At 48.7% G+C, this 23,917-nt stretch carries 15 protein-coding genes, 1 other RNA gene and 1 pseudogene; 5 read left to right on the top strand and 12 right to left on the bottom strand.

The window, feature by feature from the left end; all coding sequences use genetic code 11:
* Positions 1-149: 149 nt before the first annotated feature.
* Positions 150-2,138 carry a site-specific recombinase gene (locus tag ACTHS4_RS01905; protein WP_070826250.1) on the top strand — a complete coding sequence of 663 codons (1,989 nt, stop codon included), beginning with the start codon at positions 150-152 and terminating at the stop codon, positions 2,136-2,138.
* A 65-nt stretch (positions 2,139-2,203) separates the two neighbouring features.
* Here the strand turns inward: ACTHS4_RS01905 and clpP are convergent, their stop codons facing one another.
* The 10 genes and pseudogenes from clpP to ACTHS4_RS01855 all read right to left on the bottom strand — a co-directional run bounded on the left by clpP (position 2,204) and on the right by ACTHS4_RS01855 (position 14,464).
* A complete protein-coding gene (gene clpP, locus ACTHS4_RS01900) occupies positions 2,204-2,824 on the bottom strand; it encodes an ATP-dependent Clp endopeptidase proteolytic subunit ClpP (RefSeq protein WP_003683589.1) in 621 nt (206 codons plus the stop codon).
* Between the two features lie 89 nt (positions 2,825-2,913).
* A complete protein-coding gene (tig, locus tag ACTHS4_RS01895) occupies positions 2,914-4,224 on the bottom strand; it encodes a trigger factor (RefSeq protein ID WP_070826251.1) in 1,311 nt (436 codons plus the stop codon).
* A 192-nt stretch (positions 4,225-4,416) separates the two neighbouring features.
* Positions 4,417-6,756: pseudogene (locus ACTHS4_RS01890) on the bottom strand (DNA translocase FtsK); the annotation flags it as partial.
* Between the two features lie 293 nt (positions 6,757-7,049).
* Positions 7,050-7,601, bottom strand: coding sequence for a hypothetical protein (locus ACTHS4_RS01885; RefSeq protein ID WP_440365445.1), 552 nt, complete (start codon positions 7,599-7,601; stop codon positions 7,050-7,052).
* Between the two features lie 36 nt (positions 7,602-7,637).
* A complete protein-coding gene (locus ACTHS4_RS01880) occupies positions 7,638-7,991 on the bottom strand; it encodes a nucleolar protein (protein WP_440365444.1) in 354 nt (117 codons plus the stop codon).
* Positions 7,992-8,038: 47 nt separating this feature from the next.
* Positions 8,039-9,958 carry an ATP-binding cassette domain-containing protein gene (locus ACTHS4_RS01875; protein ID WP_440365500.1) on the bottom strand — a complete coding sequence of 640 codons (1,920 nt, stop codon included), beginning with the start codon at positions 9,956-9,958 and terminating at the stop codon, positions 8,039-8,041.
* Positions 9,959-10,129: 171 nt separating this feature from the next.
* Positions 10,130-10,897: an amino acid ABC transporter ATP-binding protein gene (locus ACTHS4_RS01870; protein ID WP_004520600.1), complete on the bottom strand. Its 768-nt coding sequence runs from the start codon at positions 10,895-10,897 to the stop codon at positions 10,130-10,132.
* A 9-nt stretch (positions 10,898-10,906) separates the two neighbouring features.
* The gene (locus ACTHS4_RS01865) at positions 10,907-11,623 is read right to left on the bottom strand and encodes an amino acid ABC transporter permease (protein ID WP_440365443.1); all 717 of its coding nucleotides are present in this window, start codon (positions 11,621-11,623) and stop codon (positions 10,907-10,909) included.
* Positions 11,613-12,437 (bottom strand): amino acid ABC transporter substrate-binding protein, encoded by an 825-nt coding sequence (locus ACTHS4_RS01860; protein WP_440365442.1) that lies wholly within the window; start codon positions 12,435-12,437, stop codon positions 11,613-11,615. The genes ACTHS4_RS01865 and ACTHS4_RS01860 overlap by 11 nt, the downstream gene beginning before the upstream one ends.
* A 116-nt stretch (positions 12,438-12,553) precedes the next feature.
* On the bottom strand, positions 12,554-14,464 hold the full coding sequence (locus ACTHS4_RS01855; protein ID WP_440365441.1) for an alpha-amylase family protein: 1,911 nt from the start codon (positions 14,462-14,464) through the stop codon (positions 12,554-12,556).
* A 666-nt stretch (positions 14,465-15,130) separates the two neighbouring features.
* Between ACTHS4_RS01855 and ACTHS4_RS01850 the strand changes: the two genes are divergently transcribed.
* From ACTHS4_RS01850 to ACTHS4_RS01840, 3 genes are read left to right on the top strand one after another with little or no spacing between them, the layout of a single operon-like run.
* Positions 15,131-15,910 carry a (Fe-S)-binding protein gene (locus ACTHS4_RS01850; protein WP_293198526.1) on the top strand — a complete coding sequence of 260 codons (780 nt, stop codon included), beginning with the start codon at positions 15,131-15,133 and terminating at the stop codon, positions 15,908-15,910.
* Positions 15,907-16,608, top strand: coding sequence for a LutC/YkgG family protein (locus ACTHS4_RS01845; protein ID WP_440365440.1), 702 nt, complete (start codon positions 15,907-15,909; stop codon positions 16,606-16,608). Before ACTHS4_RS01850 ends, ACTHS4_RS01845 begins: the two co-directional genes overlap by 4 nt.
* Positions 16,605-18,059 carry a LutB/LldF family L-lactate oxidation iron-sulfur protein gene (locus ACTHS4_RS01840; protein WP_049333852.1) on the top strand — a complete coding sequence of 485 codons (1,455 nt, stop codon included), beginning with the start codon at positions 16,605-16,607 and terminating at the stop codon, positions 18,057-18,059. Before ACTHS4_RS01845 ends, ACTHS4_RS01840 begins: the two co-directional genes overlap by 4 nt.
* Before the next feature lie 186 nt (positions 18,060-18,245).
* On the opposite strand, the gene ACTHS4_RS01835 is transcribed toward ACTHS4_RS01840, so the two are convergent.
* Positions 18,246-22,079, bottom strand: coding sequence for a DUF3683 domain-containing protein (locus ACTHS4_RS01835; RefSeq protein WP_440365439.1), 3,834 nt, complete (start codon positions 22,077-22,079; stop codon positions 18,246-18,248).
* Positions 22,080-22,339: 260 nt separating this feature from the next.
* Between ACTHS4_RS01835 and ffs the strand changes: the two genes are divergently transcribed.
* Positions 22,340-22,436, top strand: an RNA gene (ffs, locus tag ACTHS4_RS01830) — signal recognition particle sRNA small type.
* Positions 22,437-22,553: 117 nt separating this feature from the next.
* Here ffs and ACTHS4_RS01825 read toward each other — a convergent pair.
* A complete protein-coding gene (locus ACTHS4_RS01825; protein ID WP_070826260.1) occupies positions 22,554-23,771 on the bottom strand; it encodes a uracil-xanthine permease family protein in 1,218 nt (405 codons plus the stop codon).
* Positions 23,772-23,917: the final 146 nt, after the last annotated feature.

Here is a 23,917-nt window from a genome sequence, read left to right as displayed (position 1 = left end):
ATATATTTGTTATGTAATTTGATTATTCATTGAATTTTAGAGAATATTAATTGAAAATCTTGTACCATAGGTTGACAAAGAATGCGATATAATCGGACCTGTTTGCCGAGGTTCTTGCTAAATATCTCATTTTGTGTAATAATACTACAATGCAAAAACTGACTAATCAAAATCTTCACATTATTTTGTCGGAACGCTTAAATGATACCGACTTTGTTCTTATTCTCAATGCATTAATCAAATTTTTGCGCCGAGGAGGCAAAAAACAGGCTTCCGAACGTTTCGATTTGATTTTATCTACTTTAAAACAAGATGATGCTTTATGCCGTCAATTCAGCCTGCGCTTCTATGCCTGGCTGTCCAAAGTTCACATCTATCCTGCGCTGATTAAGCTTGGTATTTTCTCGCGCCATAGTTTTACTCGGGAGATGGGCATACGGATTTACGAACGTTTCAGCCCGTCTTATAAAGATTTTTCCAATCTGCGCGAAGTGTTTTTGTATCTTTTCCATTCGAAAAACGATGATAAATGGTTGCAAACCCTGAGTTTGCGCCAATGGTTGAGCATGTATGAATTGTTGCAGGGCAAAGCAGATCCTGCTTTGCTTCAGACGGCCAGCCGACAGTTGGCAGATGCCCGTTTGCGAGCGGTGGAAATGCTGTCGATTTGGATTGCTTCCGAAGCGATTGAGCCGGATTTAATACGGATTGCTCCCCGTTTGTTGGAGGCGGATTCGGCATTTGTTGCTTTGCAACGTGAAATTGCAAAATTGGTAGAACACTATCGCCACAGTGAAGAAACTTACGATACGGCGCACTTGGAGGTCATGTTTGACCAGTGTGATAAGCAAATTGAGTATCTGCGTCGTCGTGGTACAGGAGCGGGATCTGGCTCATCAGTTAAAGTAGCGCACTTGCTGGAGCGTTTGCAGCAAACTATCAGCCGTCTGAAACTGTTGACCAATATTCAAATTGAAACCGGCAGCCGCACCCGCTTAACCATCAATCTGATGAATGCGATGATTTACGCGGCAGTAGAGCAATACAGCACCAGCCACTTGCGTAAAAGCAGTATCCGAATGCTGGCACGCAGTATTACGGAAAACAAAAGCCACCATGGCGAACATTATATTACGCGCAACCGTAGCGAATATTTCAAAATGTTTTATTCCGCAGCAGGAGGCGGCGTAATTATTGCTTTGATGGCATTGAATAAAATCCATATTGCGTCTTTGGGATTCGGCGAGTTTACTACTTCATTTCTTGCCGGACTTAACTACGGCTTAGGCTTTATGCTGATTCATATGCTGCACTGCACCGTTGCGACTAAGCAGCCTGCCATGACGGCGGCGAGCTTTGCCGAGCAGGTGGACTCAAATGAAGGCAGTAAAGCGGTGGACAACAAATTGGCAAAATTGCTGATTGATGTGTGCCGTTCGCAAAGTGTTGCCGTGTTTGGCAATGTATCGATTGCCGTATTGTTGGCGGCGGGGATCGCTTGGGGTTATGCCTACACGCATGGTCAGCCTTTATTAAACGAGGCGGTTACAGCCTACCAGCTTAAATCTATTGAGATTTTTACCCAGCCGACCTTATGGTACGCTGCTATTGCCGGAGTATGGTTGTTTTGTTCGGGGATTATTGCCGGCTTCTTTGACAATCGTTCCGATTATCTGAACCTGCGTCAGCGTCTGCCGTTTAATCCGTTGTTACGAAAAATCATGCGCCCGCAGCCACGCCGCCTTCTGGCCGCTTATATTCATAAGCATTACGGCTCGCTTATGGGCAATTTTATTTTCGGTATGCTTTTAGGTATGACCGGCTATTTTGGCCATCTTTTCGGCTTGCCGCTGGATATTCGCCATGTGGCGTTTTCTTCGGCAAATTTGGGTTATGCCGCGATTAGCGGTCATGCAGATATATTCACTTTTATGCTTGGCTTGGCAAGTGTATTGGCAATCGGCATGGTGAATCTGGTGGTCAGCTTTTCTTTAGCTTTGGCCGTTGCGCTCCGCTCTCGAGGCACGCGTTTGGGCAGTATGCGTAATCTGCTGAAGAGTTTCTGGAGTCAAGTGAAAGCCAATCCTTTGATTTTGCTGTATCCGGTTCAAGTGAATAACAAAGACAACACGAAGTAAGATTGAAGAAAGGCCGTCTGAATATATATTTTTCAGACGGCCTTTTGATTTAAAAACTATAAAGATTAGGCTTGCAGAGAGGCGCGGTTTTCCAAAACTTGGTCAATCAAACCATATTCTTTAGCTTCATCGGCAGACATATAATTGTCGCGGTCGGTATCGCGTTCCAAGTCGGCCAAATCGCGATCACAATGTTTGGCGAGTAAGCGGTTCAGTTTCTCTTTGATTTTCAGCAGCTCTTTAGCGTGAATTTCAATATCGGAAGCCTGACCAGCCAAGCCGCCGCTGATGAGCGGTTGGTGAATCATGATGCGGCTGTTTGGCAGGGCAAAGCGTTTGCCTTTTTCGCCTGCGGACAACAGGAATGCGCCCATACTTGCCGCTTGACCCAAGCATAAGGTAGAAACATGAGGCTTGATGAAGTTCATAGTGTCGTAAATCGACATACCGGCAGTAACCGAACCGCCCGGAGAGTTGATATAGAAGAAGATATCTTTATCTGGGTTTTCGCTTTCCAAGAACAGTAATTGCGCAACAACCAGATTGGCAGATTCGTCTGTCACCGGGCCGATCAAGAAAACGATGCGCTCTTTCAAAAGGCGTGAGTAGATGTCGAATGCGCGCTCGCCGCGACCGCTTTGTTCGATAACGGTAGGGACAAGGTAATTATTGAAATCGAAGGACATTTTTGTCTCCTGTTAATGATGGAAAAGCACCAAAGCATTTAAAGCGCTTCGGTGCTTTTGATTGTCTGTTTCAGACGGTCTTGGAGCAATTAAGCTTGTGCGCCCATTACTTCGTCAAAAGACAGCGCTTTTTCAGTTACTTTAGCTTTGCTCAGAACGAAATCAACAACGTTGCTTTCTACTGCCAAAGAAGTCGGACCTTGCAGGCGGGAAGGCTCTGCGTAGTACCAGTCGATAACTTCTTGAGGATCTTCGTAGCTTTCAGCGAAGTTGGCAACAACAGCTTTGATTTGGTCTTCAGTTGGCTCAAGTTTGTTTTCTTCAACCAATTTAGCCAGAATCAGACCCAAAGAAACGCGGCGTTCTGCTTGTTCTTTGAACATATCCAAAGGCAGATCCAAGTTTGCAGCGTCAGCCATACCTTGGTTAACGAAGTTTTGTTTCATTTCGTTTGCCAAGCGGGCGGCTTCTTCGTTGACCAAAGCAACAGGAACTTGCAAATCGGCTGCTTTGAGCAGGGCGTTCATTACAGATTCTTTGGTTTGTTCACCGATGCGGCGCTCAACTTCGCGGCTAACGTTTTTCTTCACTTCTTCGCGCATTTTGGCAACGTCGCCGTCTTCAATACCCAAAGCTTTAGCGAAGTCTGCATCAACTTCAGGCAAAGTAGCTTCAGAAACGTTGTTCAGAGTGATGGTGAATACGGCAGATTTACCGGCAACATCTTTACCGTGGTAGTCTTCAGGGAAGTTTACGGTAACATCTTTGCTTTCACCGGCTTTCATGCCGACAACACCGGCCTCGAATTCAGGCAGCATTTGACCTGCGCCCAATACGAAAGCGTAGTTTTTAGATGCGCCACCAGCGAAAGGCTCGCCGTCGATTTTGCCTTCAAAGTCAATGATGACGCGATCGCCGTTTTGGGCTTCGCGGTCAACATGGTTGAAGCGGGTGCGTTGTTTACGCAGGATTTCTACAGTTTGGTCAACTTCGGCATCGCCAACAGTCGCAGTAACTTTTTCTACTTCTTGGGCAGACAGGTCGCCAATAGTTACTTCAGGGAAAACTTCAAAAATAGCGGCAACTTTGAAAGACTCTTGATCGTCTTGTTCTTCAACGCCTTCAAAGCGCGGGTAACCGGCAACTTTCAATTCTTGAGCAACGGCAACTTCGTAGAATTCGCGTTGTACCAATTCGTTGATAACGTCGTTTTGTGCGCTTGCGCCGTACATTTGGGCAATCATTTTGAACGGTGCTTTACCCGGACGGAAGCCGTCAATTTTTGCGCGGCGTTGGGTTTGTTTCAGTTTTTTCTCAGTTTCTGCGTTGATTTTGGACCAAGGCAGAGACAATACTACTTTGCGTTCCAGATTTTCTAAAGTTTCAACAGTTACGCTCATCGTAAGCCCTTAAATTTGTTGTGTTTAAACGGTTATCCTTCTGCTCAGTATTCCGAAGAATTTCGGAAGCGTGCATAAGGTCAAAATTTAGTTGCTTAGTATAACACAATGTTTCACGAATAACATAAAAAGGCCGTCTGAAAAGTAGGAAATTCTTTTCAGACGGCCTTTGTGTTTCGATATTGTTGTTTTTTACAGCTGGTCTTTTTGAGCCAGAATCCGTCGGCTGCCGTTGATGTCTGCCGGAGAAAGAACACCGGCATTTTCAAGCGCATCTACCAAATTAGCGGCTCGGTTGTAGCCGATGCGTAATTGGCGTTGGAGTGCGGAAATGGAAGTTTTCCGGCTTTCCAATACGAAGGCGACGGCTTGATCAAATAACTCATCGCTGTTTGCGTTCGGATTGACAATATTGGTGGTTTCGATGGCTGCTTCGCCACTGAGCAGACCTTCCACATAATTGGTTGGAGCCTGTTCTTTGACGAAATTGACGACCTGATGCACTTCATCATCGGAAACAAACGCACCTTGCAGGCGTGTTGGTTCTGCGCTGCCCGGTTGCAGGAATAATGAGTCGCCGTATTTGAGCAATTCGTCCGCACCCATTTGGTCAAGAATGGTGCGGCTGTCGATTTTGCTTTGTACGGTAAAGGCCATGCGTGTCGGAATGTTGGCTTTAATCAGGCCGGTAACCACATCAACGCTTGGGCGTTGGGTGGCGACAATCATGTGAATGCCTGCAGCACGTGCTTTTTGGGCAAGGCGTGCGATTTGCTGCTCAACGGATTTGCGTTCGGTCATCATCAAGTCAGCCAACTCATCGATAACGACCACAATCAACGGCAGTTTTTCCAGAGGCTCGGGATCATCAGGATTTAAGCTGAACGGATTGAGTAATGGTTTGCCTGCTGCTTTGGCTTGTTCGACTTTTTGGTTGAAACCGTCCAAATTACGCACACCGGCATGGGAAAGCAGGCGATAACGTTTTTCCATTTCAGCAACACACCAGTTCAACGCTTGTCCTGCCTCGCGCATATCGGTCACAACCGGGCATAGCAGGTGCGGAATGCCGTCATAAATGCTCAATTCCAGCATTTTCGGGTCAATCATGATGAAGCGGACTTCGTCGGGCGTGGCTTTGAAGAGCATGGACATAATCATGCCGTTCACACCGACGGATTTACCCGATCCGGTCATACCTGCAACCAAAAGATGCGGCATTTTTGCTAAGTCGCCAACCACAGGCGTACCTGCAATATCTTTACCCAAAGCAACGGTCAGTTTGGACTTGGCGTCGGTAAACACGGGAGAAGAGAGGATTTCGCTCAACATCACGTCTTGGCGTTTCTCATTGGGTAATTCAATGCCCATGGTGTTTTTACCGGCAATGGTCTCAACAATGCGTACGGCTTGCAGGGACATCGAGCGCGCCAAATCTTTGGACAACGCGACAATTTGGCTGCCTTTGACACCTTGTGCCGGTTCGATTTCGTAGCGGGTAATCACAGGGCCGGAAGTAGCGGAAACAACCTGTACGCCGATGCCGAATTCAGCCAGCTTGGCTTCGATCAATTCTGCGGTTTGTTGCAATTCATCCGGATTGACGGCAACCGGTTCTTCAGACGGCATACGCAACAGGTTTATGTTGGGCTTGTGGTATTCGCCGTTGTTTTTAGGTTCTGTATCGTCAAACAGGGAAGTTTGGATTTTAGGGGGCGGCGCAACGGATACGGCAACAGTTTTACGGTTGCTGCTGCTGCCTGCCAACGGAGCAACCGGAGTGGCGGTAATGGTTTTGGCCTCTTTAACCATGCGGCGCGTATTTTGAGTTTCCAAAGCTTCGGTGCGGACATCTTCTTTTTTATTTTGGAATTGAGACAGTTTTTTCATCAAATTGCCAAACAGACCGCCCATATGGCTGCCGGATTTGGCCATGACTTCCAACCATGACACCTGAGCCAACAGGGAAATGGACAACAGCAACATCACGAGCATAATCAACAGGCTGCCCGACTTACCCAACAGCCAAGCCAGGCCTGAGCCGGCCAATAAGCCGACCAAGCCGCCGGCGCCAACGGGAAGGGATTCGCTCAATGCGTTGTCAAACAGAAAATGTTCGATAATCGGGCTGCACACCAGCAGGAGAAACAATGCCAAAGCGGCTACGCCGTGATTGTAGGGCTTGTGGTTTTCCTGCTTTTTCATGGGGCGGAAATTTTTGTAGAGGAAAACGCAAGAGGCGGCGATCCACCACCAAAACGATAGGCCGAACAAATAATATCCGACATCGGAAAGATAGGAGCCAAAGAGGCCGCCGAGGTTGGCAACATCATTGCTTTTGGGAACGCTGCGCGACCATGCAGGGTCGTCCATGCTGAAGCTGGCCAGGGAAATGGCCAGATAAATGGTGATAACCAAGCCAAACAGCCATAAAGCATCATTAATCAAGTTAACGACATGTTCGGGACGCGCTTTTTTTTCTTCGTTTCTTTGCAGCTCTTTGGCCGCCTTGAGGCGTTGGGAGACTTTATTGTCGGCTTGAGTTTGTGCTTTAGTGGATTTGCGTGTGGTCGGTTTGGCTGCCGGTTTGGTAGAGACGCGTTTTTTTGTTTGGGTTTTAGAAGATTTTGCAGTCATGAGATAAAGGCCGTCTGAAAAGACCGGAGGTAATGTGCGTAAAGGGCAAATTATACCGTATTTACTAGGCACAAGAAATTGAAACGGGCGTAATCATTATGGGATTCAGGCCGTCTGCTTGGCGTAACGAAAATTTTGGATTTCGTTTCCACCTGTTCAGACGGCCTGATGTTTTGATTGATTTGGACTTACATTCTGCCCAGTTCGCGCTGGAGGGCTTGAATGTTTTTCTCCCTATCCAAAACCGCGCCTTGCAACGTACTGATGGCCTGTTGATTGACGCTGCCGCCTTTGGCTGTCCGTGCTTGGCTCAGTTGCTTTTTGGCATCGGCCAAAGCCGCGCGTTCATTGGATAACTCGGTTTCCAAAATAGAACGGCGACTGTTAACACCGGAGGATTTTGGAACCGGAGGAGGAGCTGTTTCAGAAGCGGTACGAACAGGAGCAGGTTTGGGCGTTGCCTTATGGTTGGATTTTGCCGCTGTATTTTTACTTTTTGCCGGAGCCGTTTGTGATGTCGGTGCGTTGAGTGTAGGCGCATCACTCACCGGGGCGTCGTATCGGCTGCTGCTGTATTTGCCGACAATCGGCAAATCGTTGACGGCTTGGCAGTTGCCGCTTGGGCGTGAGGTATAGACAATCGAGCCGTTGACTTCACAGGTGTAGATTTTTGCGGCGTGGGCTTGGTTGTTGAAAATGGCAAGCGGTAGCAGGGATAGGGTAAGCAGATATTTTTTCATGATTCAGGTAGGGCTGATTCGTTGCAGTTGAGCATTTTATTCTTGTTCAGACGGCATGGGCTGCTGTTTCTTAGCTTTTGCACGGTTTTTGTTTTTGCTCGGTTTGTCGGCTTTTTTCTCTTGTTTATCGGATTTTTCCGCGCGTGCCTTTTTCTTAGGCTTTGCACTTGCGCGTTCATCAGAGGCATTGAGACTGCGGATGTTGAGGTGGTAACCGCTGCCTTGATGGCCGCTGATTTTAGGCAATTCGGCCTGTGCGCAGGAGGATTTGGGTTCGGAGGTATAGCTGCCGTTGCCGCAGGAGTAGACTGCGGCGGCTGCGTGAAGAGAAATGCCCAAGACGAAAGAGGATACGAGGAAGTATCCGGCTTGTTTGATGGTTGAAGTCATGTTTTTCCGTATTGTGTTTTATTTCAGACGGCCTGATGGCTCTATTTTTATTGGGAAAACTCGGCTTCGACATCCACTTGGATTTGCTCAAGCTCTTCCTGCCATTGCAGCCAGTTTTCTTCCAGTTGCGTTAATTTTACTTTAGTTTCTGTTAATTGTGCGAGTGTCTCTTGCAATTTGGGTTTATTTTCTTCTGAATAAGCAGATTCTTGTGCCAAAAATGCTTCACAGGCCGTCTGAATATCAGTTAATCGTGCGATTTCTTTTTCGGCTTTGTCGATTTTCTGCTGAATCGGTTTGCTGCGTTTGGCTTTTTCCTGACGGATTTGTGCTTCTATGCGCTTGGTGTCCTTACGGCTTTGGCTTTGTGCAGAAGCGGCGGGGGCTGCTGCGGCGTTTTCTTGTGCCAACCGCCATTGACGGTAGTCGTTCAAATCGCCGTCGAAGTTGTTCAGACGGCCTTTGTCAATCAATAGGAAGCTGTCGGTAGTCGCTTCAAGCAGGCTGCGGTCGTGCGAAACGACAATCAATGCGCCTTGGAAACTTTGCAGGGCAAGTGTTAGGGCGTGGCGCATGTCTAAGTCTAGGTGGTTGGTCGGTTCGTCAAGCAGCAGCAGATTAGGTTTTTGCCAGATAATCATGGCAAGGGCGAGCCGCGCTTTTTCGCCGCCGGAAAATGGCTCGGTCTTTTGAACCGCCATATCGCCAATAAAGTTGAAACCGCCTAAAAAGTTACGGATTTCCTGTTCGCGGACTTCGGGCGAAAGCTGTTGGATATGCCAAACCGGACTTTGATCGGCACGTAAAGTATCCAGTTGGTGTTGGGCAAAATAGCCGATATTGAGCTTTTCGGAGCGGACGATGCTGCCGGAAAGTAAATCAATTTTTCCAGCCAAGGCTTTGATAAATGTAGATTTACCGCTACCGTTAACGCCCAACAGGCCGTAACGTGCGCCGCTTTCCAAAGACAAGGTGATATCGTGTAAAACGGTATTGTCGCCATAACCTAAGTCGGCATGGTCGAGTTTCAATAATGGATTGGGCAGGTGGGTCGGATTGGCAAACTCAAAGGAAAATTCGCTATCCAAATGTGCGGGGGCGATGCGCTCGAGTTTGGCTAATGCCTTCATGCGGCTTTGGGCTTGTACGGCCTTTGTGGCTTTAGCTTTGAAACGGTCGATAAAGGATTGCAGATGTTTGATTTGCGCCTGCTGTTTGACGTAGGCGGCTTGTTGTTGCGCCAGACGTTGGGCGCGTTCGGCTTGGTAGAAATCGTAATTACCGCCGTATTGGGTCAGTTTTTGTTGCGACAGTTCGATGGTTTGTGTTGTGGTGGCATTCAAGAAGTCGCGGTCATGGGAGATGATGATTTGCGTACAGGGCAGGGAGGCGAGATGGTTTTCCAGCCACAGTACGGTTTCTAAATCCAAGTGGTTGGTTGGTTCGTCCAAAAGCAGCAAATCGGCACGACAAATCAGCGCTTGGGCAAGATTGAGGCGCATACGCCAGCCACCGGAGAAGGATTTGACGGGGTGGGTATGTTCTTCTTGTGCAAAACCTAAGCCGTTAAGCAGTTTGGCGGCGCGTGCCGGAGCAGTGTAGGCATCGATTTCTTCGAGTTTGGCGTGATATTCGGCCTGCTTCATGCCGTCGTTTTGCGCTTCTGCTTGGGCCAAGGCCGTCTGAAAAGCCTGCAATTCGGCATCGCCTTGTAAAACGTAGTCTAGAGCGGAAATATCTAAATCGGGCGTTTCTTGAGAGACGGAAGCCAGACGCCATGTTTTGGGAATAAGGATTTCGCCGCCATCTTGTGTGATTTCACCTTTTATCAGCGCAAACAGGCTGGATTTGCCCGTACCGTTTTTACCGATTAAACCAACGCGTTGGCCAGGGTTGATTACGGCATCGGCTTTGTCGAGCAGGACTTTCAAACCGCGTTGCAGGGTGAGTTTTTTGATTTCTATCATGATGGCAGGCAAGGGGGTAAGTAAAACGAAAGGCATTATTTTACCTGAAAAGATATATAAAAGGCCGTCTGAACAAGTATGAAAACGAAATCAACGATTTCTATTTCACTTATTCAGACGGCCTTTATGAAATGACGGTCGGAAATGCTTTCAAATTGTCTGTCGTTTCAATTAAATTTGAAGATCGGCATTGTCCGCACGGATTTGGCGTAGGAATTTTTGTGTCCGCTCATGTTTGGGATGATTGAACAAATCTTGCGGGCTGCCTTGTTCCACAATAACGCCGCCGTCCATCACGACAACGGTGGTTGCCACTTCCAAGGCAAATTTGATTTCATGCGTAACGACAACCATGGTCCAGCCTTCTTGTGCCAATTCCTTCATGGTATCCAAAACATCTTGCACCAATTCAGGGTCAAGCGCGGAAGTCGGTTCGTCAAACAGCATCAATTCAGGCTGAATCGCCAATGCTCGGGCAATACCAACACGCTGCTGTTGACCGCCGGAAAGCTGGTAGGGGTAGAGGTCGATCTTATCGCCCAAACCGACTTTTTTAAGCAATTTGACAGCCTCTTCACGCGCTTTGGCGACAGGCTTGCCTTGTACGGCAACCGGCCCTTCCATAACGTTTTCCAACGCAGTTTTGTGCGGAAAGAGGTTGTATTGTTGGAATACCATGCCGGATTTGCGGCGCAGTGCCAAAATATCGTGTTTGCTTGGTTTTTTGGAAAAATCGATGCTTAACGGCTGCGCATTGTCAAACTCGATCTGACCTTGTTCTGGCATTTCCAAAGCGTTTAAACAGCGTAAAAACGTGGTTTTGCCTGAGCCGGACGGGCCTAAGATAACCACCACTTGTCCTTTGCCGACATCCAAATCGATGCCGCGCAAAATGGTATTTTCGCCAAAGGTCTTATGGATATTGCGGATTTTAATCATGACAACTCCTTATTTGGCGACATAACGGTCAAAACGTTTTTCCAAACGCGTCTGAATCAAAAACAGCACTTTGCAGAAACACCAATAAACTAATGCGGCTTCGATATAAACGGGCAAAAAGTCATAAGTACGGTTTGCTGTCTCTTGGGCAACACGGAAAAGCTCGGTTACCGTTACCACTGCGGCAAGCGAGGTGTTTTTGAACAGGCCGATAAACTCGTTGCTCAAAGGCGGTACGGCAACGCGGAATGCCTGCGGTGCGACAATGCGACGGAAAGTCTGCATATAGGTCATACCGATGGAGAAACCTGCTTCCCATTGGCCTTTAGGTACGGACAAAATTGCCGCGCGTATGGTTTCGGAAGCGTATGCACCGACATTGAGCGAAAAGCCGATGATGGCGGCAGGAATCGGGTCGATATAGATGCCGACGGAAGGTAAACCGTAGAATACGATGACCAACTGCACCAAAAGCGGCGTACCGCGAATGACGGAAATATAAAATTCCACCAGCTTCAGCAAGCATTTTTGGAAAATGCCGCCGGAGGGCATGATCCGCACCAAAGCAACGGCTACGGCAATAATCATGCCGATAGCGAAAGAAGCAATCGCCAAAGGCAAAGATACTGCGAAGCCGGCTTTAACCATGGGCCAAAACGCGCTGATGAGCATATCAGCGCGTGTTTCCGTCATAAACGGCAGAGAGGCAAGGAAATTATTTAACACTGATGTCTTTTCCGAAGAATTGTTCGCCCAGTTTTTTCAGCGTGCCATCGGCTTTCAGTTCGTTCATGGCTGTGCTGAATTTGGCCAATGCCTCATCATTGCCTTTATTGACAATCAGGCCTGAGCCGACTTTTTCGTCAGCCGGTGCAGACCAAACGATTTTCACGCCGGCATTCGGGTTTTTCTTCAGGTAATCCAATACCGCCAATTCGTCGTTCAGGGTTGCATCGGCACGTTTTTGTTCAATCAGGGTCAACGATTGCGCCAAGCCGTCTACCGGTACGAGTTCTGCGCCTGCAGCTTTGGCTTTTTCGCCATAGTTGCTGGTCAGGGATTGTGCGGTTTTCACGCCTTTGATGTCGTCGATGGATTTGATGTTGCTGTCTTTACGGGCAACCAATACGGCACCGCTCCAGCTATAAGGCTCGGATTTGTCAAAAGTCGCTTGACGCTCAGGGCTGGTCAGGCCGACTTGGTTGGCAACCACGTCAAAACGGCCGGCTTTCAAACCTGCCATCATGGAGTCCCATTGTGTTTCTTTAAATTCAACTTTGATGCCCAGTTTGTCGGCGACTGCGCGGGTTACTTCGACATCGTAGCCGGTCAATTTGCCGTCTTTGTCGTGGTAGGTGAAGGGTGCGTAAGTGCCTTCCGTACCGACAGTAATGGTACCTTTGTTGTTGATACGCTCAATCAGAGAACCGGAGGCCGCGCCGGATTGGGCTGGTGCAGAAGAAGCTGAGTTGCTGCCTTCGCCGCCGCAAGCAACCAAAACTACTGCAGCGATGGTGCCGAGTACGAATTTTTTCAACATAGATTTTTACTCCTGATTTTTAGTGTGTCATCTGGTATTAAAGCATGTATTCTAAGCGAAACTACCCAAAATACAAAATACATCTTATGCCTTGAGTGGTGTATCAAAATTTCGGCTTATGCAATTTCAAGCCACATGACTTGATAGGGTTGCAGTACTAAATCCTGATTCAGAGAAATGGTTTGACCGCTGATTAAATCGTGTGCTTTAAACGGCATGGCCTGCAGGGTGTGTGCACTGATGGTTTGCGCATGCTCGCTGAAGTTGCCGAATGCCAAAAGCGCGTTGTTGCGCATATAGCCGATGATGTGTTTGTTGTTGGTGTTGAAGGTGACCAATCTGCCGCCATTAAAGCGCGGATTGCTTTGGCGGATGGAAATCATATGGCGCAAACCTTGGAAGATTTGACCGGCAGTGGTCGAGCCGTCATGGCGTTGGTTATACAACTCTTCATCATAACGAGGACGGTGTGCCCAGCGGCTGTCGTCACTCTTGTTGCTGTCGTTCGACCAGTCGTCGTCGTTGAGCGTACCGACTTCGTCGCCTAGGTAAATCAGCGGCAGGCCGCCGGTACTCAAAGCAATGCTGTACAAAAGTTTGATACGGTCAACGGCATATGGATCGTTTTGCGCCAAACCGACCAATGCTGCGGCTGTACCGCTGACACGGCAGTCGCCAGTGTTGGGGTTGTATTGGAAGGGGAGGCCGCGCGCGAAGCTGCCGTCAAAATGGTTGACAAAGAAGCGGTTGAGGAATTGTCGGTGGTCGTAGCCGTGGATGCCGAATTGCGATGCGTCCTCATCGGCAAACGTCCAGCCGATGTCGTCATGGCTGCGGACGTAGTTGACCCATGCTGTGTGGTCGGGCAGGTTGTGGCGGTAGGTCAGTGCTTGATGGAGCAGGTTGACTTCGCGCGTGGCGAGGGTATTCCACAACAGTGCCATTTGCAGAGGGTTGTAGCCGATTTGGCATTCGTCTTGGCTGATGTATTGGACAACTTGGTCAGGATGGACAATGGCCTCGGATTTAAAGAACACGGCTGGCGCTGCGATACGCATTACAGAGTTAAACGCGCGAATCAGGGCGTGTGCCTGAGGCAGGTTTTCGCAGCTTGTGCCCATTTGTTTCCAAATAAAGGCAACAGCATCCATGCGCAGAATATCAACGCCCAAGTTGGCAAGGAACATCATTTCGCCTGCCATGGCACGGAATACCCATGGATTGCTGTAATTCAAGTCCCACTGGAAGGAGTTGAATGTCGTCCATACCCAGCGTCCGTCTTCCAGTTGGGAGAAGCCGCCCGGGTGTTGGTCGGGGAAGATTTCACGCAGGGTACGGTCGTATTGGTCGGGCATCCAGCGGTCGGGGAAGATGTAGTAGAAGTTGTCGTAGAGCGGATCATCGGCGGCACAGCCTTTTGCCCATTCGTGTTCGTTAGAAGTATGGTTGAAGATGAAATCGACAACGGCGGAAATGCCTGCTTCGTGCAAGGCGGCAATGACATCGCGCAAGTCGTCTATTGTACCCAGTGCCGGATTGACATCGCGGTAGCTGCTGACCGCATAGCCGCCGTCGCTTTTGCCTTCAGGGCATTTAAATAGGGGCATCAGGTGCAGATAGGTCAGGCCCAATTCTTGGAAATAAGGGATTTTGGCTTTCAAGCCTTGCAGATCGCCTGCGAACAAATCGACGTAGCACACGCCGCCAACCTGTTTGTTGGACAAAATCCAGTCAGGATCGTTTTCGCGCGCAATATCAATATCTTTTAAGGATGAGTTGCGTTGTGAATAGCTTTGCCATGCTTGGGCAATCAGTTGCTCCAACATGGGGAGGACGGCTTCGTTGTTGTTGTAAACATTGTCCAGCTCGTGCATCAGTTTTGGGAAGTGTTCCTCAAGTCGTCTGTCAAACTGTTTCCAGTCTTCAGATGTCTCGATGCTTGCACGCTGTTCGGGGGTATAAATCGATAGGGTGCGTTCTTTAAGGTGATGCAAGGTCAAATCAACCTGTTGAGTCTGGGTCAACATAATGCCTACTCCGAAGTTAAGGTGAAATTGTTTTGAAGCTTGGTTTCACTTCTTTTGCAAATCCATGCCGATTGTGGGCGGCTAAGACTGTAATTTTGCGTCAAGAAACTGTCTCAATGATACTGGAAGTGCTTGAGTGTGCATAGGGTTTTCGCGGCTCTGGAAAAGGGTTTTTCAAGTGTTTGATTTTGATTAAAAGTAGGGTTGAGTATACGGAAAGTAGCCTTTTGACGAACTTATCTTTCAGACGGCCTGAGTTTGTGAGAAAAACTTTTATTTTTATTATCTTAGATATCTTTTTATTCCAATATGGCCGTCTGAAACATATGTACAGCATAGCGGATTGCTTGTTTCGTCTAAAAACGTGTCACAGAGATTAAGTTCATGACTTCTGATGTAAATCAAGATTCTATAAAGAGGCAGTTATTGTGTTTTGAAGAGAGAGGGGATGTACGAGTTTCATTTATTAAAAAATGAACCCATCAGTTTTCTTATTGATAGTGGTTATTATGTAGATTATCAAGTTAATAAGGGAAAGGTGTTTGTCTGGTTTGTCATGCTTTTTTAATATTATTTTTTAAAATTAGACTTGACCCATTACAAGCAATTACTTAAAGTACCCATCTTATTTTTACACAAGAAAACGGGTTGTCCCGTTCCAAAAAAATGAGCGCAATCAAACCACCACAAATCACCGTATTCGACAGCAAGCCAACCGATGCTTATTTCTTCGGTACTTGCGTTCTCGACCTTTTCATGCCTGAAGCAGGCATGGATGCCATCACTTTACTCGAACAACAGGGCATTCGTATCCATTATCCGATGGAGCAAAGCTGCTGCGGTCAACCGGCCTATTCGTCAGGTCATCCTAAAGAAGCCTTTGATGTTGCCAAAGCGCAACTGGATTTATTCCCTGAAAATTGGCCGATTGTCGTGCCTTCTGGTTCTTGCGGCGGCATGATGAAACACCACTGGCCGACTTTGTTCAAAGGCACCGAGTACGAACAAAAAGCCATTGATTGCGCCAATCGTATCATTGAATTTACCCACTTCCTGCTGGCGATTGGTTACAAACCTGAAGATAAAGGCAAGCCGGTTAAAGTGGCTGTTCATACTTCCTGCGCTGCGCGTCGCGAGATGAATGTCCATTTGTCAGGCTGGCAGCTGATTGACGGCATGGAAAATGTTGAACGTATCGTTCACGACCATGAAAGTGAATGCTGCGGTTTTGGTGGTACATTCTCTGTGAAACAAGCTGATATTTCCGGCGCGATGGTAACCGACAAAGTTGCAGCACTGAAAGAAACCGGCGCAACTGAAATCATCAGCGCGGACTGCGGCTGCATGATGAATATCGGCGGCAAAATTGCCAAAGACGAACCCAATATGCCACGTCCGAAACATATTGCATCTTTCCTGTTGGAACGTACCGGAGGTAAAGCATGAGCGCGCGCGAAAATATTTTAGCGAAATTGAAAAAAGCCGATGCCTTGCCGATGGAAGAACCGCCGGTTTTCGATTATTACCGTGAAATGGGTGTTTCTTGGGCAAACGATGTCGAACGCTTGAAACATTGGGCAGCTGCCATGCGTGCCGTCAAAACTGAAATCTATTGGGTTACCAAATCCAACTGGCCGCAAGTATTCCGTCAAGCAGCCGAAGGCAAAGGCTTGAAAAACATTCTGCTCCCATTGGAAACAGAACATGGTCAGCTGGCCCGTGCAGCTTTGGCCGATACCAATATTGAACCTCGTGGTTTTGAGCGAAAAATTGACGACTGGAAAAACGAATTCTTTACCGATATTGAGGCTGGTTTTAGCGGCTCTAAATGCGGTATTGCCCGTACCGGTACGATTATGCTGGAGTCCAGCCCTGTCGAGCCGCGCAGCCTGAGTTTGGTTCCGCCTGTGCATTTCTGCTTGTTTGACACCAGCAAAATGTACAACGAATTCCATAATGCTGTTGAAGGCGAAAAACTGGTAGAAAAAGGCATGCCTACCAACGTTATTTTGATTTCCGGCCCGTCTAAGACTGCTGATATTCAATTGACTTTGGCCTATGGTGCACACGGCCCGCGCGATTTGGTGGCTTTGGCCGTTCTGCCTGATCACATTTCCCCTGCCGATTTGGAGGAAAAAGCATGAGTTCCCAAACCATTAAATTCCATATGAAGCCGGAAACATTCAAGCAAAACGCCGCGATTTCTTTGCAAGACAAGCCTCTGCGTAAAAGCTTGCGCACAGCGATGGATATGCTGATGACCAAGCGCAAAGCCGTTTTGACAGATGAAGAAGAGCTGCAAAGCCTGCGTGACTTGTGTGAGCATGTCCGTCAACGTTCGTTGTCCAAATTGCCTGCATTATTGGAACAGCTGGAAGAAAACCTGACCAAGCTGGGCGTTAAAGTCCACTGGGCGGAAACACCTGCCGAAGCCTGCCAAATCATTCACAACATCATTACCGATAAAAACGGTAAGCTGATGGTGAAAGGCAAATCTATGGTCAGCGAAGAGATTGAGCTGAACCATTATCTGCAAGACCAAGGCATTAAAGCGGTTGAGAGCGACTTGGGCGAGTTTATCGTTCAAATGGCCGGTGAGAAACCAACCCATATTGTGATGCCTGCCATTCATAAGACCAAAGAGCAGGTTAGCGAGCTTTTCCATCAAAATCTTGGTACTCCATTAACAGACGACGTAGACCAGCTGACCGGATTTGCGCGTAAAGCATTGCGCGATATTTACAGTACTGCCGATGTCGGTTTGAGCGGTGTGAACTTTGCCGTTGCAGAAACAGGCACTTTGTGTCTGGTCGAAAACGAAGGCAACGGCCGCTTGAGTACCACTGTACCGCCTGTGCACATCGCCATTACCGGTATTGAAAAAGTGGTTGCAAAGCTGTCGGATGTTCCGCCTTTGTACAGTCTGCTGCCACGCTCCGCCATCGGTCAGAACATTACTACTTATTTCAATATGATTACCGGTCCTCGCCGTAGCGAAGAGTTGGACGGTCCTCAAGAAATGCACTTGGTACTGCTTGATAACGGCCGTAGCCAAGCGTATGCAGAAGATCAAATGCGCCGCACCTTGCAATGTATCCGTTGCGGTGCGTGTATGAACCACTGTCCGGTTTATACCCGTATCGGTGGCGCGGCTTACGGTACGACTTATCCCGGCCCGATTGGCGAGATTATCTCTCCGCATTTGTTAGGCTTGGATGCGACACGCGATCTGCCGACTGCGTGTACCATGTGTGGCGCCTGCGTTGAAGTTTGTCCGGTACGCATTCCGATTACCGAACAAATGCAACGTCTGCGTGTTGAAGCACAACGTTCGCCAACAGAAACCGTTCCTCATCCTATCCGTGGTCAAGGTGCATCGCATACTTTCGGCGAACAAATGGCATGGCGTACGTTTAACGGTATTTTCAGCGGCAGTAAAGCTTATCGAGCATTCGGCTGGGCTGCTACCAAATTCCGTGCATTGACGCCAAGCAAGCAGTTAAGCTGGACCAATAACCATGTTCCGATGAAACCTGCCAAGCAAACATTGCATGAGATGATGGCAGAAAGAAAACGTCAGCAAGAAAAAGCATAAGACTTGAAAATAAAACCTGGGGGATAAAAGCTTCAGGTTTTATTTTTTATTAAATACTGCTGGTGTAGCATCGCTATTTGTAAAGGCATTTGATTTGATTATTGTATTTTGATTATTTTGAATAAAAAGGCCGTCTGAAAGATTTTCAGACGGCCTTTATTACATCCAAAAGTTTTGTCTAAGTCCTTAGAGCAATACTTTTTCTACACCGCCGTTATTGGCTTTTTTCACAAACTCATCCAGCCAGTTTTCGCCGAGGATGTGTTTCGCCATTTCGATGACGATGTAGTCGGCAGGCATATTGTTGTCGTCGGCATAGCGGCTCAGGCCTTGCAGGCAGGCTGGGCAGGAGGTGAGCATTTTGACGGGTTCGCCCTGCGGCAGCTCTTTGAGGTTTTTCTCAATTTCCTCTTGTTTGCGGAACTTGACCTGAGTGGCAATGTCTGGTCGTTTGACGGCAAACATACCGGACTCGCCGCAGCAGCGGTCGCTTAAGACGACTTTCTGTCCCATCAGGCTGCTGGCCATTTGGGTAGCATTCATGGTTTTGATCGGGGTATGGCAAGGGTCGTGGTAGAGGTATTGCTGGCCTTTTACACCGTTTAGTTGCACCCCTTTTTCAAGCAGATATTCGTGGATGTCGATGATACGGCAGCCTGGGAAGATTTCCTCAAAACGGTATTTTTCCAGTTGGTCATAGCAGGTACCGCAACTGACGACGACAGTTTTAATGTCGAGGTAGTTGAGGGTGTTCGCCATACGGTGGAAAGCCACGCGGTTGTTGGTGCTCATTTCTTCGGCTTTAGCCTTATTGCCGCCTGCGTCTTGTGGATAGCCGCAACACATATAGCCCGGCGGCAGGACAGTTTGTACACCGACATGCCAAAGCATGGCTTGAACGGCAAGCCCGATTTGGCTGAACAAGCGCTCAGAGCCGCAGCCGGGGAAGTAGAACACAGCTTCGGCATCTTCGGGCGCGGCGGGATTGCGGATGATGGGGATGCTTTTGTCGTCTTCTATGCCGAGCATGGAGCGCGGTGTTTTGGCGGGCACGCTTTTGGGCAAAGGACGGTTGATGAAATGGATAACCTGTTCTTTGATTGAGGCGGTACCGACGGTGGATTTCGGTTCGGCTTTTTGCTTTTTAGTGCCAATCGGAAGAAGTTTGCCGATTTTGTAGGCAAAGTTTTGCGCTGGGAAGCCGGTCTGTATCATGGCGGCACGAAGAGCTTTGATGGTTTTTGGGCCTGTGGCGTTCAAAAATGCCATGCCCATTGAAGCCGCAGGCGCAAAGCGTTTGTGGCCGGAATCGGCAAGGTAGTTACGGACGGCTACGGTAACGTCGCCAAAGTCGATGTTGACAGGGCAAGGTTTAACGCAGCGGTGGCACACGGTGCAGTGGTCGCCGATGTCCATCAGTTCTTCAAAATGTTTGATGGAAACGCCGCGACGGGTTTGTTCTTCGTATAAGAAGGCTTCGGTCAGCAAGCCTACGCCGAGGATTTTGTTGCGGGGACTGTACAGCAGGTTGGCACGCGGAACGTGAGTAGAGCAAACGGGTTTACATTTGCCGCAGCGCAGACAGTCTTTGACGGAATCAGCGATGGTGCCGAGGTCTGATTTTTCCATAATCAGCGATTCCGCTCCCAAAAGCTCGAAGGACGGCGTATAGGCGTTGCGCAGGTCCGAGCCTTTCATCAGTTTGTGACGGTTGAAGGTGTGTTTGGGATCGACTTGGTTTTTGTAGTTCCAAAACGGTTGCAAATCTTCATCGGTCAAAAATTCGAGCTTGGTAATGCCGATGCCGTGTTCGCCGGAAATTACGCCGCCGAGCGAACGGGCGATTTTCATGATGCGTTCTACAGAACGGTAGGCCGTCTGAAGCATTTCGGCATCGTCTGAGTTAACCGGAATATTGGTATGAACGTTACCGTCGCCGGCGTGCATATGCAGGGCAACGAAGACGCGGCTGCGTACGGTTTTGGAGTGGATTTTTCCCAAACCTTGGATAATTTTGGTATCTGTTTTGCCGCTGAAGATTTCAGAAAGTGGCTTCATTACGTCTGATTTGACAGACACGCGCAGGCGGAAATCGCGGAAGGCAATAAAGCAGCTTTCATTGTCTTTGGCTTCGGGAGCGGCGTGGACGGCTGCGCCATAGCGTGCTTTATAGTCGGCAAGCGGCGCGTCCAAGTTATCCAGCAACCATTCCCAACGCGCTTTAACGGCGGAAACGTGGGCTAGGGCGTGTTTGCCGCGTTCGCCCAATAGTTCGGCGGTTGGCAGGTCTGTTCCCATTTTGTCGATGGGGAGTTTGCCGGACAGATATTGCTCCAAGGCGGCACAGAGTTTGAGCTTGTTTTGGATGGAAAGCTCAATGTTGATGCGTTCGATGCCGTCTGAATACTCACCGAGTCTTTCGAGTGGGATTACCACGTCTTCATTGATTTTAAAGGCGTTGGTGTGTTTGGCTATGGCGGCGGTGCGGCTGCGGTCGAGCCAGAAGGTTTTGCGCGCTTCGGGCGATACGGCGATAAAGCCTTCGCCGTCACGGGCGCTGGCGAGTTCGCAGATGTGTTCGGCGGCTGCCTCTACGGCGGCTTCGTCGTCTGAAACCACGTCTGCCAACAAGACCATTTTCGGTCGGCCTTTGCCTGCCGCTTTGGTGGCATAACCGACAGCGCGGACGTAACGCCAGTCCAAATGCTCCAAACCGGCCAGTCGTACGCTTTCATGGGCAAGTAGGAAATCGCGGATTTCAACAATGGACGGGGTAGCGGTGGCTACCGTACCGAAAAACTCCATACACACGGTGCGCGTGTATTTCGGCATTTTATGCAATACAAAGGCAACGCTGGTGATGATGCCGTCCGTGCCTTCTTTTTGCACGCCGGGCAGGCCGCTCAAGAATTTGTCGGTAACGTCTTTGCCCAAACCGACTTTGCGGAATTTGTGGCCGGGGATTTCCAAACGTTTGGTATTGACGATATTGCGGCCGTCTGAATCCAGCGTATGTACGTCAAACACGGCGGTTTCTTCATCGTGGATTTTGCCGAAATTGTGGCGCACGCGCTCGATACGCAACCATTCGCCTTGAGGATTGACCATGTTCCAGTAGGCGAGGTTGTCCAAGGCAGTACCCCACAGCACGGCTTTTTTACCGCCTGCGTTCATCGCCACATTACCGCCCACGCAAGACGCATCGGCGGAAGTCGGATCAACGGCGAACACTAAACCTGCCTGATGCGCGGTTTCTTCTACCCGGCGGGTTACTACGCCTGCGCCGCAATGGATAATCGGATGTCTGCCGTCCAAGCCTGCCAGCTCAACGTATTCGACGCCGCGATGCTTGTCGAGTTTTTCGGTATTGATGACTGCGCTGTTTGCGTCCAAAGGTACTGCGCCGCCGGTATAACCCGTACCGCCGCCGCGCGGGATAATAACTAAGTCCAACTCGATTAAGGCGCGCACTAAAGGCGCGATCTCTGCCTCGGTATCAGGATTGACGACGACAAATGGATACTCCACGCGCCAGTCGGTCGCATCGGTAACGTGCGTTACGCGAGCCAAGCCGTCAAACATGATGTTGTGCGGCTTGGTGATTTTGCTTAAGCGTTCCAAAATCTGATGGCGTTTTTGGCTGGTTTCATCAAAACTGCTATCAAAACGCTCGACTGCTTTTTCTGCTGCGGCAACCAAGACATCCACTTGCCGATTATCGTCGCGGCGTTTGCGGATTTCATTTAAGCGATGGCGCATTTCGCGTACCAACGCGGCGCGGCGTTTTGGGTGCTCCAGTAAGTCATCAACCAGATACGGATTGCGCGCGACCACCCAAATATCGCCCAATACTTCAAACAGCATTCGTGCCGAACGTCCTGTTTTGCGTTGACCGCGCAGGTCTTGCAGGATTTGCCACGCTTCGTTACCCAACAGTCGGATGACGATTTCGCGGTCGGTATAAGAAGTATAGTTATAGGGAATTTCTCGAATACGCTGAGGGGCAGTAGTCGTGGTCATGGTCGTGTTCCGTTGATGGATGTAATGTTTTTATATTAAAGGCCGTCTGAAAAATGCAATTTCTTCTTGATGGCGTAAAGTGTTAATGTAGTGTAATTTCCGATATTTTTCAACGGAAAAGACAATAAACATTTCAATGGGAATGATTTGCAACTAGGTAATATTGTTTACAATCTTGTCGTGTAAATGGTTTTCAGACGGCCTGACAGATTTTATCGCTTGAGTTTTTCTGTAAAACCGCTATAATGCGTTTCTTCTATGGCGGGTCTCCCCGCATGGTAATTCGGAACACCGGGTCAGGGGCGGAAGCCAGCAGCCCACTCTGATGAGCCAGTGCCGGGGGTTCGGCTCGCCACCTTATTCAAAAATGCCGGAGATGGTTAAGTCTCCGGCATTTTTCATTGTATAAAGCGTAATAAAAAGGCAGTCTGAAACCTCATTTTCAGACTGCCTTTGAGTTTATGAACCAGCTATTTATGCTTCTTCTGATTTTGTATTGGGCAAAACGCAGTTTAGGATAATGGCCAATACGGCGCACAAACCTACACCGGCGAAGCTCAAAGTACCTACTTTGATAATCATGCCGCCGATACCGGTCGTCAATACGGAGCTGACGATAACCAGATTTTTCGGCTGCATCAAATCGACTTTCGCATCAATCAATGTTTTGATGCCCAAAGAGGCGATTGTACCGAACAGCAGCAACATAATGCCGCCCATAACCGGCATAGGAATCGAACCCAAAAACGCGTTGAACTTACCGAAAAACGCCATGAAAATCGCAAAAATAGCCGCCCAAGTCATGATGACGGGGTTGCTGTTTTTGGTAATCATCACCGCGCCGGTTACTTCGCCGTAAGTGGTTACAGGAGGGCCGCCGATCAAACCGGCCACGCATACGCCCAAGCCGTCGCCGGCGAGGGTTTTGTCCAAGCCCGGGTCTTTGGTGTAGTTTTTGCCGGTTACATTACCGATAGCCATAATGCCGCCGATGTGTTCGATGGCCGGGGCAATGGCGACGGGCAACATAAACAAGGCAGCCTGCCAGTTGACTTGAGGCGTTTCAAAATGAGGGACGGCAAACCAAGGAGCGTTGATGATGGCGCTGGTATCGACCAAGCCCATGATTAAAGCCAACACATAGCCGGAAGCCACGCCGATCAGAATCGGAATCAGCTTCATCATTTTGCTGCCGAAGACAGAAACAATGACGGTTACAGCAAAGGTAAAGCCGGAGAGAATCAGCGAGTCGATATAGTCGATGACCTGCTTGCCGCCTGATTGACCCATGGCCATCTTGCTGGCTTCTGAGGCAACAGACAAACCGATTACCATAATCACCGGGCCGATAACCACGGGCGGCAACAACTTGTGTACCGCATCCAGACCGCGCCATCTAATCAGTGCGGCAAAGATGAAGTACATGAAACCTGCCGCAAACAGGCCAAACATGGTAGAAGGCAGCCCCCATTCTTTGATTGAATAGATGATCGGTGCAATAAAGGCAAAAGAAGAACCGAGGAAAATCGGCACTTTACGTTTGGTAACCAATTGGAACAACAAGGTGCCCAAGCCTGCGCCTAATAATGCCAAAGCCGGGTTCAGTCCCGTCAGAAGCGGCACAAGCACCATGGCACCGAATGCGACAAACAAAATCTGCGCACCTGCTACCGCCGTTTTAAGCTGGTTCATAAAAGCTCCGAAGAAAATTCAAACGGCGCAGATTATACTGATTTATCCTAGTCATGAACATTTATTTACAAAAGGCCGTCTGAACAAATGTAACGATGACACCTGTTCAGACGGCCTTATTCGATAGCGAATGGTTAGTAACTTAT

It is taken from the genome of Neisseria sp. P0014.S009, from assembly GCF_051958155.1.
Taxonomy (GTDB): domain Bacteria; phylum Pseudomonadota; class Gammaproteobacteria; order Burkholderiales; family Neisseriaceae; genus Neisseria; species Neisseria flavescens_C.
Note: the sequence above shows the minus strand (reverse complement) of the source record. Positions and strands in the feature narration are given on the sequence as shown.

Bases quoted from the DNA above. Each gene is read 5' to 3' on its own strand.
- ACTHS4_RS01885 (WP_440365445.1), bottom strand. From the start codon at position 7,601: ATGAAAAAATATCTGCTTACCCTATCCCTGCTACCGCTTGCCATTTTC.
- ACTHS4_RS01880 (WP_440365444.1), bottom strand. From the start codon at position 7,991: ATGACTTCAACCATCAAACAAGCCGGATACTTCCTCGTATCCTCTTTC.
- ACTHS4_RS01905 (WP_070826250.1), top strand. From the start codon at position 150: ATGCAAAAACTGACTAATCAAAATCTTCACATTATTTTGTCGGAACGC.
- ACTHS4_RS01860 (WP_440365442.1), bottom strand. From the start codon at position 12,437: ATGTTGAAAAAATTCGTACTCGGCACCATCGCTGCAGTAGTTTTGGTT.
- ACTHS4_RS01875 (WP_440365500.1), bottom strand. From the start codon at position 9,958: ATGATAGAAATCAAAAAACTCACCCTGCAACGCGGTTTGAAAGTCCTG.
- ACTHS4_RS01835 (WP_440365439.1), bottom strand. From the start codon at position 22,079: ATGACCACGACTACTGCCCCTCAGCGTATTCGAGAAATTCCCTATAAC.
- tig (WP_070826251.1), bottom strand. From the start codon at position 4,224: ATGAGCGTAACTGTTGAAACTTTAGAAAATCTGGAACGCAAAGTAGTA.
- ACTHS4_RS01870 (WP_004520600.1), bottom strand. From the start codon at position 10,897: ATGATTAAAATCCGCAATATCCATAAGACCTTTGGCGAAAATACCATT.
- ACTHS4_RS01850 (WP_293198526.1), top strand. From the start codon at position 15,131: ATGAGCGCAATCAAACCACCACAAATCACCGTATTCGACAGCAAGCCA.
- ACTHS4_RS01845 (WP_440365440.1), top strand. From the start codon at position 15,907: ATGAGCGCGCGCGAAAATATTTTAGCGAAATTGAAAAAAGCCGATGCC.
- ACTHS4_RS01840 (WP_049333852.1), top strand. From the start codon at position 16,605: ATGAGTTCCCAAACCATTAAATTCCATATGAAGCCGGAAACATTCAAG.
- ACTHS4_RS01855 (WP_440365441.1), bottom strand. From the start codon at position 14,464: ATGTTGACCCAGACTCAACAGGTTGATTTGACCTTGCATCACCTTAAA.
- clpP (WP_003683589.1), bottom strand. From the start codon at position 2,824: ATGTCCTTCGATTTCAATAATTACCTTGTCCCTACCGTTATCGAACAA.
- ACTHS4_RS01825 (WP_070826260.1), bottom strand. From the start codon at position 23,771: ATGAACCAGCTTAAAACGGCGGTAGCAGGTGCGCAGATTTTGTTTGTC.